9 protein-coding genes and 1 pseudogene are annotated in these 12970 nt (G+C 34.1%); all 10 read right to left on the reverse strand.

The annotated features are described in order from the left end of the window. Positions 1-14: 14 nt before the first annotated feature. Positions 15-2660, reverse strand: a complete 2646-nt coding sequence (locus tag V7719_RS07700; RefSeq protein WP_335729299.1) for a T9SS type A sorting domain-containing protein — start codon at positions 2658-2660, stop codon at positions 15-17. A 483-nt stretch (positions 2661-3143) separates the two neighbouring features. Next, positions 3144-4850 carry an FG-GAP-like repeat-containing protein gene (locus V7719_RS07705; RefSeq protein ID WP_335729300.1) on the reverse strand — a complete coding sequence of 569 codons (1707 nt, stop codon included), beginning with the start codon at positions 4848-4850 and terminating at the stop codon, positions 3144-3146. A gap of 130 nt (positions 4851-4980) precedes the next feature. Next, a pseudogene (locus tag V7719_RS07710) lies at positions 4981-5234 on the reverse strand (SDR family oxidoreductase); the annotation flags it as partial. Further along, the gene (locus tag V7719_RS07715; protein WP_335729301.1) at positions 5231-6928 is read right to left on the reverse strand and encodes an FG-GAP-like repeat-containing protein; all 1698 of its coding nucleotides are present in this window, start codon (positions 6926-6928) and stop codon (positions 5231-5233) included. The gene V7719_RS07715 and the pseudogene V7719_RS07710, both read right to left, overlap by 4 nt. 110 nt (positions 6929-7038) lie before the next feature. Beyond that, entirely contained in the window at positions 7039-7857 is an 819-nt protein-coding gene (locus V7719_RS07720) for an enoyl-ACP reductase FabI (RefSeq protein ID WP_335729302.1), read from the reverse strand. Between the two features lie 51 nt (positions 7858-7908). Continuing rightward, the gene (recN, locus tag V7719_RS07725) at positions 7909-9561 is read right to left on the reverse strand and encodes a DNA repair protein RecN (RefSeq protein WP_335729303.1); all 1653 of its coding nucleotides are present in this window, start codon (positions 9559-9561) and stop codon (positions 7909-7911) included. Between the two features lie 141 nt (positions 9562-9702). Continuing rightward, positions 9703-10590, reverse strand: coding sequence for a type IX secretion system protein PorD (gene porD, locus V7719_RS07730; RefSeq protein WP_335729304.1), 888 nt, complete (start codon positions 10588-10590; stop codon positions 9703-9705). Further along, positions 10583-11797 (reverse strand): bifunctional phosphopantothenoylcysteine decarboxylase/phosphopantothenate--cysteine ligase CoaBC, encoded by a 1215-nt coding sequence (gene coaBC, locus V7719_RS07735; RefSeq protein WP_335729305.1) that lies wholly within the window; start codon positions 11795-11797, stop codon positions 10583-10585. Before coaBC ends, porD begins: the two co-directional genes overlap by 8 nt. A gap of 7 nt (positions 11798-11804) precedes the next feature. Next, on the reverse strand, positions 11805-12134 hold the full coding sequence (locus V7719_RS07740) for a DNA-directed RNA polymerase subunit omega (RefSeq protein WP_335729306.1): 330 nt from the start codon (positions 12132-12134) through the stop codon (positions 11805-11807). 12 nt (positions 12135-12146) lie between these two features. Next, entirely contained in the window at positions 12147-12962 is an 816-nt protein-coding gene (locus V7719_RS07745; protein WP_335729307.1) for an outer membrane protein assembly factor BamD, read from the reverse strand. Between the last annotated feature and the right edge of the window lie 8 nt (positions 12963-12970).

Genomic DNA, 12970 nt, shown 5'->3' on the forward strand with positions numbered 1-12970 from the left:
TATAAGATAATAATTTATTGTTTAATAATTCTTACTGTTTCAGTTACATCATTTATAGTAACCTTCGCAAAATAAGCTCCAGTAGTTAATTGAGACATATCTACTAAAGTATTTGTTGTATTTGGCGAAACGCTTAATACTTCTTGTCCTAAGACATTATAAACAGTTACACTTTGCACATTACTTTGTGATTTTAGCACCAAGCTATCTTTTACTGGATTTGGATAGTAAGTAAAGCTATTAAGTGATTCATCATCAACACCTAGAGTCGATAAAGTAGGAACTAAACACCATTGTATTAAAGTTCCATTATCTCCACCAGCATCATCAACAACATTTAGTGTCCAATCTCCATCAAAAACTTCAGTATCAAATCCAGATAATGCACCAGAACCAACACCAACAGTATTAAAAATTCCTGCAGTTGGTGAACCACATACTATAGCTATACCTTCGTCATCAAATTGAATATTCATATTATCAGAACCGCCACATTGGTCAAACATAATTCCAATAACTGTTCCTGTTGGACTTGTAAGTGTAATATCTAAATCAGCCAAGAATGTATGATCGATTGCAATAATAACATTTAAATCTGTAAGAATATCACCTGCTGTCCCAGCAACAGTGATTACATCATTAACTGGTGCTGCATCAGTAACTGCAGTTCCAGGAGAACTTGAGTAAGCACCACAATTACCTGTTTCAGGACAAAATGTTTGTGTTAATGTTGCGAATGCTTCAGTACATGCTGCATCTTGGTCACTTGTTACAGTAATTGTAACCGCAGTACCATTTACAAAAGGACCAAATGTATACATACCAATTGCCGCAGCAGATTGGTCTGCACTTCCTTGATCATCAGATATAGTTAATGAAGTAGCAGATCCTAAATTTGTTATATCTACTACAATATTAAATCCACCTGAGGTTGCACAGTCATCAACAACCGAAGCTGTCGCAATTGCAGGAGTACAAGAATTACATGTTACATCAAAATTAAGTGGGATACCCGACCCTGATCCGGAAGCACAACTTACCGACGAGTCAGACGTCATACGTACTGTGATAGAATCGCCAGTTGAAACGGCACTAATACCAGTAGCATCATTACCAAAATTAGCATCACTCATAAATAAAATTGAAGCTGCAGTATCTGCTCCATCATAAATAGTGATATCATCGCAACAATCTTCAAAGTATCCTTCAACAAAGTCTACTCTTAAAGCCGAACCATCACTAGATGTAAACGTCCAAACTATATCATCGTTATTATCATAACAGTAAGTAACATTTTGAGGCGTACCCGAAGCACAATCTACTGCAGCCATTATTACTACTGGGCAATTATCCGCAACTTCTGCTAATACAGCATTACAAAATGCATCAGACTCATGTTCTAATGTAATTACCACTGGAGTACTTATTGGGAAAGGCCCAACCGAAACAACTCCAGTTGCCATAACATCTGTAGCAGTTATACCTGCATCATTGGCAATTGTAACTGTAGTAGAATCACCTAAATCAGTAACATTTACATCTATCATAAACGTATTACCACCACAATCTTCAGTTCCTAGAACGGCAGTTCCAGTCGCAGGTAAACATGTTGGTTCAAAAGCACAAACAGTAAAATCTCCAGGAGTTTCAAAACCATCGTTCCAAACCATTAAATAATACGTAACTCCAGAAGTTAGGCCTGTTACTTGAGATCCATTTAATGGGTCATTGCAAAATAATTCAGTTGTTCCTGCGCAATCATCAAATACTGCATATTCTAAAGGGTTTCCTGTACCAAGTGTAATCGTAAATTCTACTATTCCAGATGCTGGAGCAACAAAACTATACCATACATCCCATTCAGTTCCTGTATCACAAGAAGGGTCAATAGCAGATTCTGTAGAAGCTTCTAATGTTCCTGCAGTAGTCACCGCACAACTCCCTGAATTAACAGTTAACATCTCGGCAGTTGCACAGTTATCATTTGTAGGAGGGCAAGTAAATGAAACAGTCCCTAAAATCGCATCACAGGTAAGATCTGTTTCATGCTCTAAAGTAAAGACAGGTGATGTTCCAGATGCAAAAGGTCCAACGTTTATTATACCTATAGCCATAACAACTGTAGAGGCAACACCTCCATCATTACTAACGGTAACTGTTGTAGAAGTTCCTAAATCTGTTACATCTACATCAACCATAAATGTTCCAGCAACACAATCTGTTGTTCCAAGGACAGCTGTTCCTGTAGCTGGTAAACAAGCTGCACATACTACATCAAAGCTAAGGTCTGGTGTACCAGAACCAGCAGCACAACTTACAGATCCATCAGACGTTAGACGTATTGTCATGGAATCGCCAATTGAAAATGCGCTAATCCCAGTAGCATCATTATTAAAGTTAGTATCACTCGTAAATAAAACAGTTCCTGTAGTATCTACTCCATCATAAATGATGATATCATCGCAACAATCTTCAAAGTATCCTTCAATAAAATCTACTTTTAAAGCCGAACCATCACTAGACGTAAACGTCCAAAGTGTATCTTCGTTATCATCATAACAATACGTTGTGTTTACAGGAGCTCCTCCACAAGTAACAGTTGTTTGTCCGTACGTAAACGCAAAGGACATAAGCATAAATAATAATGTAATTTTTTTCATAAATAAGTTTAGTTTTAAATTAATTTTGACTGAAATTAACCTAATTAATTCTAATTAAAATAAGCTGAACACACTAATCGATTAAACGCAATAAACACCGACAAAATGTAGATGGTACTATATCCTAAATACCTAGAAAATACCATAAATATTTATCGATATCATACTGGTATAAATAAAACATCCTTGCCCGTAAAATGCAAGGATTTTATTTTGTAATTACTATAGCGCACTGTTCATAAATAAAAATATTCATAACGGCATCACTCACACCATAGCACTAAAACCAGTACATTAGAAAATTTTTAAGAATTCACTAACTTCGTTAAGTCACTAAATAACAGCATTTTTGGACCGCGTTGGCATAGTCTAATTGTAATACCAATTCGCTAAAGTGACCTGTTCTTTAAATACTGCATAAAGTCACCAAATACTTAACTATTTGACCAGTAGCAATATACGTAGGTGAAAGAAAAATCGTACTTAGTATTTAATCAACTTATGATTCGATATACCCCTATCAGATTCTAATAATATGATATAGTGTCCCGCATGAAGTGAAGACACATCTAAACAACTGTTTTCTATTAAATTAACAACTAAAACGTCTTGGCCAAGTGTGTTTATCACTTTGATTCTATTTATGGTTCTATCTGAATTAATTCTTAAGATATCTCCAACTGGATTGGGATATATATAACTTTTATTACTTGAAATATCACCAATATTTAATGTACCATCGCCTTCAATAATATTCATCGTTTGATTAGCCGGAACATTAAAATAGGTTTCTTCAATTCCGCTAGGCCAATTTATTTTTATATAATCTATTACGGTATTAGTTCCAACTCCAAAATGTACTTTACTACCATATTGTGCCAAATAACCTTGACCACAGAAAGTATATCGATATTGCTTTTCATTATTAATGGATATCTCAATCTTGGCTCCTACAGCATTTTTATTACTTTCAGTTCCTAGTAATTTTAGTTTTATCCAATTTAATGGATTAGGAGAAACATTTTTCCACAAAAATATAAGATCATCATTATTAATAACCACTACATCAATCAATCCATCGTTATTGATATCTCCAATAGCGTTTGAATGACTCGACCTGTTATCTCCTGGGAAATAACTATTATTTACTGTAAAGTTGTTACCATTATTGCTTTCATAAAACGCAGCTGACAACAAACTTGGAACGCTTCCATCTAACTGCCCACTAACATATAAATCAAGATCCATATCGTTATCAGCGTCAAAAAATGAAGCCCCCCAGCCAATACTATTAAACGTAGTTCCTGCAGAACCTGCCACGTTGGTAAAGGTTTCATCACCATTGTTTCTTAAGAGAAAATTTCCCTCTGGATTATTTGTAACATAAATATCAAAAAAACCATCAGAGTTGTAATCCCCAACAGTAACAGACATTGCGTCAATTAATATATTAGTTCCTGAAGAGCCACTTATGTCTGCAAAGGTTCCGTCACCATTATTTTTGTAAAGTTTGTTCTCAAAACTTAGTTTATCATTTGAAACATAAATATCCTGGTATCCATCATTGTTAATATCCAAAAAAGCAGAACAAAAAGAAAATGAAGGGTTTAAATCTATACCAGCTTGCAATGTCACATCGGTAAATGTGCCATCACCATTATTTTTATATAGTTTATTTGATACAATAGACGTTCTATTACTTAAAAAGACATCCAAATACCCATTATTATCATAATCTCCCCATGATGCACCATAAGTATAGAGGTTACTTTGAGATATTCCTGAACTAGAAGTAATATCTTGAAACGTCATATTACCAAGATTCTCTAATAGCTTGTTTCCAAGGACAACACTAGTTACAAATAAATCATTATCACCATCATTATCATAATCTATCCAGGTTACTGATTTTGTTTCATAATTAAAGATTAGTCCAACAAAGTATTGCTCTACAAAAGTCCCGTTAATATTTTTAAAGAATCTCACAGCATCATTATTCGAAGATGTGATTGTAAGATCATCCCATCCATCATTATCAAAATCATAGAAGGATACTCCGTTGCCTAAGAAGGTATCTCCAACTGTTACATCAACGCCTAATGTGATGCTCTGGTCTTCAAATGCTATTTGCGAATGCATGCAATTCCCTAAAAACAAAAAATATAGTAATAAGAAGTAGTTATATTTCATAAGTCGTTTTCTCAAATTTAAAAAAAAATATTTTGGTATTTTTTTTAAGGTTAAAAATAAGTAAAACCAAGATTAAAAAGAGAAAGCCGATGTTTTTACATCGGCTTTCTATATACTTTATGAGTTCTTCTTATTGATTATCGACAAAGGTATCCATAACCGCATCACTGACTCCCATATTACTAAATCCACCATCATGAAATAAGTTCTGAAGTGTCACACGTTTGGTAAGATCGCTAAACATAGAAACCGTATAATTCGCACAATCTAAGGCGGTTGCGTTTCCTAAAGGCGACATCTTTGCTACATAAGCAATAAACCCATCAAATCCTTTTAGCTGCTTCTGGCTGTTGTAGGTATTGGAGATTGAGAAATCAAACTTAGAATTTAATCAACTTATGATTCGATATCCCTATATCAGATTCTAATATTATGATATAGTGTCCTGCTTGAAGTGAAGACATATCTAAACTATTGTTTTCTATTGAATTAACCACTAAAACATCTTGACCTAATACATTAATAACCCTAACCTTATTTATGGTTGTGTCTGAATTAATTTTCAAGATATCACCTACAGGATTGGGATAGATATAACTCTCAGCTTGAGATACATTTGAAAGCCCCAATGTATTGCTCCCTTCAGTTACCGTTAATACTTGATTAGCCTGAACATTATAAAAGGTATCCTCAACACCACTGAGCCACGTCAATTTGACATAATCTATAATTGTATTATCTCCAAGACCAATATGTTCTAATTTAGAATTTTGACTTAAATACCCTTCACCACAGTGAGTATATCGATATTGTTTTTCTCCATTTATTAAAATCTCGATGCGAGTACCCACACCATCTCTATTACTGGTAGTACCTATGAGCTTTAATTTAATCCAATTTGAATTAGACAAGACTGACGTATTCTTCCATAAAAAAATATCCTCATCATAATTATTAGTAACAACTACGTCGATCAAACCGTCGTTATTAATGTCTCCTGTGGCATTGGAATGACTTGCCCTGTTATTATTAGGAAAACTCGAATTACTCAATGTGAAACTTTCGTTACCGTTATTAAGATAAAATCCTGCTGAAGTAATTGATTGAGCTGCGGTGCTCACATATAAATCGAGAGCTTTATTATTATCAGCATCAAAAAACACAGCACCCCAACTAAAGTAATTTAATATGGTTCCTAACGGGCCTGAAACATTTGTAAAGGTTTCATCGCCATTATTTTGGAGAAGATAATTTCCAGTAGAATTATTAGTAACATAGATATCAAAATAGCCATCACTATTATAATCACCAACCGTAACAGTCATGGCGTCAATAGACATATCTGTTCCTGAAGACATACTTATGTCCTCAAAAGTGTCATCGCCATTATTTTTATAAAGTTTATTTTTTAAATTCACCTTATCATTAGACACGTAAATATCTTGAAGTCCATCATTATTGATATCCAAAAAAGCAGAGCAAAAAGACAGGACCGGATTTAAGTCTATACCTGCTTGTAATGATACATCTGTGAATGTGCCGTCACCATCGTTTTTATATAATTTGTTTGGTACAAGAAATGTTCGATTACTTAAAAAGACATCTAAAAACCCATCATTATTATAGTCACCCCATGACGCTCCATAAGTGTACAGATTATTAACTGATATCCCTGAAGTAGATGTCATATCTTGAAAGGTCATATTTCCTAGATTCTCAAGGAGCTTGTTTCCATCGGTCTCACTTGTTACAAATAAATCATTATCACCATCATTATCAAAATCAACCCATGTTACAGATCTGGTTTCATAATTTAAATACTGTAAATTAAAGTTTTGCTCTACAAAACTACCATTGAAATTTTTAAAAAATCGCACCTCATCTCCGTCTTCAGAAGTTAGTGTTATATCATCCCAACCATCATTATCAAAATCACAAAAAGACACGCCATTACCGAGAAATGTGAAACCTGTGGCTACATTTATTCCTAAAGCAGTTGCCTGATTTTCAAATTGTACTTGCGATTGTAACGAGTATGTTGATAGAAAAATTAGTAGTATAAAGAATTCCTTTTTCATTATTTGCTTTTATCAAACTTATAAAAAATTCTCTTCGTATCCTTTTTCAATCGTTGAAATGAAAAAAACCGATGCTAAACATCGGTTTTTTATTATATTCTATTATTTTTTTATTCGTCACCAACAAAAATCTCCATTACCGCATCACTGACTCCCATATTACTAAATCCACCATCATGAAATAAGTTCTGAAGTGTCACACGTTTGGTAAGATCGCTAAACATAGAAACCGTATAATTCGCACAATCTAAGGCGGTTGCGTTTCCTAAAGGCGACATTTTTTCTGCATAAGCAATAAACCCATCAAATCCTTTAACACCACTTCCAGCTGTTGTAGGTGTTGGAGATTGAGAAATCGTATTCACCCTTACTTTTTTATCTCTTCCGAAGAAATACCCAAAACTACGTGCTATGCTCTCCAAATAGGCTTTATTATCTGCCATATCATTATAATCAGGAAATACACGTTGAGCAGCCATATAGGTTAAAGCCACAATGCTTCCCCATTCGTTCATGGCATCTTCTTTATAAAGTGTTTGCATTACTTTGTGGAATGACACAGCTGAAACATCCGTTCCCTTTTGAGTCCATGCATAATTTTGATCCGTATAATGCTTTCCTTTTCTAACATTAATAGACATGCCTATTGAATGTAATACAAAATCAATTTTGCCACCAAGAATTTCCATTGATTGCTTCACTAAATTCTCTATATCTTCAATAGAAGTTGCATCAGCAGGAATAATTTGAGAGCCTGTTTGTTCAGCCAATTCATTAATTTGACCCATTCTCATCGCGACTGGTGCATTAGTTAACACAAACGTACCTCCTTCTTCATGAACACGCTCAGCTGTTTTCCATGCAATTGAATTCGAGTCTAAGGCTCCAAATATAATTCCGCGTTTTCCTTTTAATAAATTGTATGACATGCTATTATAATTAAGATGTTAGTTGATTATTTTATGTGTTCAAAGATAGTATTAATTGAGTAATTGCTTTGCATGTTCTAAAGCCGAATTAGAAACATTAGTGCCACCAAGCATTTGTGCAATCTCGACGATGCGCTCATCTGGAGTTAGCTTTTTGAGTTGGGTTTGGGTTATCTCATTAATATCTTCTTTATAAACTTTAAAATGCGAATCGCCTTTTGCTGCAATTTGAGGCAAGTGCGTAATCGTAAATACTTGCATGGCTTTACTCATACCTTGCATGATGTTCGCCATTTTATTAGATATTTCACCAGAAACACCTGTATCAATCTCATCAAACATTATGGTAGGTAATTGCGTGTATTTCGATAAAATAGATTTAATAGCCAACATTATTCTTGATAACTCTCCTCCAGAAACTGCCTTTTTTAGATCGTTAAATTGTCCGCCTTTATTTGCTGAAAACAAGAACTGCAGCACATCTGTCCCATTAGCCAAAAATGCATCTGAAGATTGCAATTCAATTTTAAACTTCGCATTTGGCATTCCTAATGTTGCCAAAACAGATTCTAATTGCGCTATTAACTTCGGAATAATTCGAGTCCTATTATTATGTATGGTATCTGCAATGGATCTTAATTCGCTTTTTATTATTTCAATTTCTTTTTCTTTTGCTGAAATAGTGACGTCCAGGTTTTCTGTAATCGATACTTTATTGGAGAGTTCATCCTTTATGATAATCAATTCTTCAACGGAAGCTACGGTATGCTTTTGCATCAAATTATGAAGCACTTGCAATTTGGAGTTTACAAATCCTAATCTGCTAGGGTCTGCTTCAAGCTGTTCTTCTAGGTTTTCAATTTCAGAAAACATATCATCCAATTCAATCAAACTACTATTGATACGTTGATAAATAGCATCATAAGACTCCCCATAGCTTGATAACTTAGCCAATTGGTTTTTAACTTCGGTTAAATTGGTAATGATGCCAATGTCTTCATTATTTAATAACTGATGTGATTGCGATAATTTTTCTTCAATCTCTTCTATATTATTGAGCGTTTCATACTCACCTTCTAAAGACTCTAATTCTCCTGCTACTAGTTTTGCCTCTTCTAACTCTTTTAAAAGAAACAAATTATAATCTAATTCTTTTAGTGATTCTGATTTTTGCTGCTGAAGATTGTCCAGCTCACGTGCTAAATTTTTATAGATTTTTAAAGATTGCGTATAATTGGTAAGCGATTTATTATTTTCTGCTAATGCATCAATGATCTGAAATTGAAAATCATCATTAGTCAACTGTAAGGTTTGGTGTTGCGAATGGATATCCAACAAACATTCACCCAACAACTGAAGGCTGCTTAGATTTACTGGAGTATCATTAATAAATGCTCTCGACTTTCCTGAAGGCAAAATTTCCCTTCTAATGATTGTAAGTGACTCGTAATCTAGGCCTTCTATTTTAAAAAGGGATTTTAAATTGTATTTAGCAATATCAAAAGTCGCTTCAATAATACATTTCTTAGAGGCATCTTTCACTGTGCTTAAGTCGGCACGTTTCCCAAGAATGAGCGACAAGCCTCCTAACAAAATCGACTTCCCTGCTCCTGTTTCACCAGTAATAATAGTTAGGCCATTATTGAAACTCACTTGAAGTTCGTCAATAAGTGCATAGTTTTTTATGGTGAGTTGTGTAAGCATAAAACCAATAAAGGCCCATAATGGGCATTAAACAAATTTACTCATTACCAACCATTAAATGCAAACATTACTAAGAATGGTTTGTGAATTTTTACAAATTGAAATTACTAAACTTGATAATCAAAGCAATAATACAGGAGCTTAAAACGTTATTTCACGCCATTTAGAAGCATGCATAGGAGCAATTTTGGTCAATGTAGATATCAAGTCAGAAACGTTAACATTTGGACCACCAGTAAATACCTGTTGAATCTCATCGGCTTTAGCATCAAAAAACACTCGTAATAAATATGAATTCGGGCGACGGTTATTTAAGGATTGAAGCGTTAGCATAGATTCAGCTATAGCCTGTTTTCCTTCTTTTGCCTCGGTACTCATTATATCCAAACCTAAACGATGGTAGCCATACAATACAGATCTAAACTCTTTAAAAGTTTGTGAAAGTATATTATCAATTAACACAAAACGGGTTTGTTGACCATCGGAAAGCTTCCATCCTTTTGCACTATTTTGTTGTGAGTAATTTAAAATGGTTTGCGCTTGCTTAAAATGCTCTTGACCTCCATTTTGAGAAAAACTGTCTCCATCTAAACCCAATATCATATACACATGAAATGCAATCATAGAAACCAAATTGGATTCAAATTGATTTGGATTGTATACAAAATTCTGAAATTCTAAATATTGAAAACCGAAGTCTTTATCATTATAATTATAGATAGGAGAACCGTAAGTAGATCCAAAAATTGGTCTAGTGCTTTGCACTTGTATTGTACCTTGAAAAAGATCGGTATCATAACTATTTATGGTAATGACCATACTACAATCAATACGCTCCTGACTTTTATAACTCTTGTCTGTCCATTGTGTATTGTTCACAAATTCTCTTAGTTGACGTTCCAATGTTTTAAAAACTTGGTTATTTTCATTACCTGTTTGTTGAGCATTTACGACAACATTGCAATTGAGTTCTTGAGACCAAGAACCTAATGAAACCAGTACTAAAAGAATAATTAAATAGTTACGCATGTGTTTGTTTTAAAATTTGCTGCATTAAATCTTGTGCCACTTCAGTTTTCGATTTCAACTCATGTTGAATGATTTCAAGCGACGCTGTTATAAAAGTAACTTTATTTGTCGAACCACCAAAACCTGCACCTTTATCGTTTAATGAATTTAGTACAATTAAATCTAAATTTTTGGCCTCTAGTTTTCTTTTAGCGTACTCCAGTTCGTTATTAGTCTCTAATGCAAAACCAACAAGAAATTGTTGTTTTTTAATCGCTCCTAAAGATTTTAAAATGTCTTTAGTTTTTTCTAACTCAATAGTAAACGTTGTTTCCTTCTTTTTTATTTTTTGGTCTGCAATATTTTTTGGTCTATAATCTGCAACTGCTGCCGAAAGTATAGCGATGTCTACAGTATCAAAAAACTTATGACACTCGTCATACATCTTTTGAGCACTAGTTACACGAATCACATCAATTAGACTATGGGTTACTGTTTGATGTGATGGTCCAGAAACTAAGATGACCTCAGCACCCAAATTGGCTGCCGCTTTAGCTATTTCGAAACCCATTTTACCACTAGAATGATTCCCTATAAATCGAACAGGATCTATAGCTTCGTAAGTTGGACCAGCAGTAATTAATAGTTTTTTTCCGCGAAGCGGAAGTGTATCCAAAATATCATTTTCAACAAACGAAATGATATCTTCAGGTTCTGCCATACGTCCTTCACCAACAAGTCCACTTGCTAATTCTCCAGATGTCGCTGGAATCATAACATTTCCGTAGGAATTCAATTTTTCAAAAGAATTTTTAGTGGATTGGTGTTTATACATATCTAAATCCATTGCAGGTGCAAAATACACAGGACATTTAGCTGAAAGATACGTTGCCATTAACAAGTTGTCACAAGTGCCATTTGCCATTTTAGACATGGTATTGGCAGTTGCTGGTGCGATGATAAACAAATCGGCCCAAAGGCCTAGTTCTACGTGGTTATTCCACATCTCTTTATCATCATCTTCATTAGTAAACGAAGAATAGACTGGATTTTTAGATAATGTTGAAAGTGTTAAAGGTGTAATGAAGTCTTTAGAAGCAGGCGTCATAACGACCTTTACGTTTGCGCCTGCTTTTATAAATAACCTAACTAGGTTAGCTGTCTTGTAAGCAGCAATACCAGCAGTTATGCCTAGTAATATATTTTTGCCACTTAGTATAGAAGACATGCTTGTATTATTCCTGAACGTCGTCGTCAGTATTTCTGTAATAAATCTTATCGTCTAACCATTCTTGAACAGCTAAAGCGTGTGGCTTAGGCAATTTTTCGTAGAATTTAGACACTTCGATTTGCTCTTTGTTTTCAAAGATCTCTTCAAGACTATCATTGTAAGTTGCAAACTCTTCTAGTTTGTCAACCAATTCACGTCTGATATCTGTGTTAATCTGTTCTGCTCTTTTAGCTATAACAGAAATTGCTTCGTAGATATTATCTGTTTGAGCGTCAATGATATTTCTATCATAAGTTTCTGTTGATACAGGAGCATCGGTCTTTTTTAAATCCATTGTATATGTAAATTAACTTTTCGTATTGTATTGTTGCAAAGCTGTTGTCATTTCCTCGTTCATTTTATCAATGTCTTCATTGAATTCAGAATTCGGATAAAACTTCTTGAAAGAATTATAATAATTGATTGCTGTATTTAATCGCGCTTGCTTTTTTCCCTTAATACTATTAATTCCGAGTTTGTAAGCAGAATCCAATCTGTAATACATTGCTGCTTCTCTAAAGCTTGTTCCTGGATGATCTGCCAAGAAATTATCAAATGCCTTAATAGCTGCTTCATAATCTGAGGACTCAAAATAAGCAATCTGATTATATTGTTTAGCAATTTCGAATGCTTTACGTTCTAATTTGTAATCCAATTCTTTGATTAACTTATTCGCTTTAGGCAAATATTCTGAATCTGGATATTTATTGACAAACAACTGCAGTTTTTCTAAAGCTTCAACCGTTTCTTGTTGCTCTTTACTGTAAATAGGAGAAACATCATAATAACTTTTTGCTGAAAAATATCCGGTCTCCTCAGCTTTCACACTATTAGGATAACTCTTTTCAAAACGAGCTAATTGATAACCTGCCGCTAAATACTGTTTGGTGTAATAGAATGTCATCCCATACATGTACATTAACTTTTCCGCTTGAGGCTTACCAACATAATTAGGCACAATCTGTGCAAACAGCCTATTGGCTTTATTGTATTTGCCAGCATCGTACAACTTGGTCCCTAACTCAAACTTGGTTTTGATATCTTCAGACTTTAACGCCTTTTGGTATTCGCTACAGGAGTTGAGTCCTAATAAAATCGCTAATAAGTAAACTAATTTCTTCATAAATAAAA

The organism is Psychroserpens sp. (assembly GCF_036960315.1).
In the GTDB taxonomy this organism is placed as follows: Bacteria; Bacteroidota; Bacteroidia; order Flavobacteriales; family Flavobacteriaceae; genus Psychroserpens.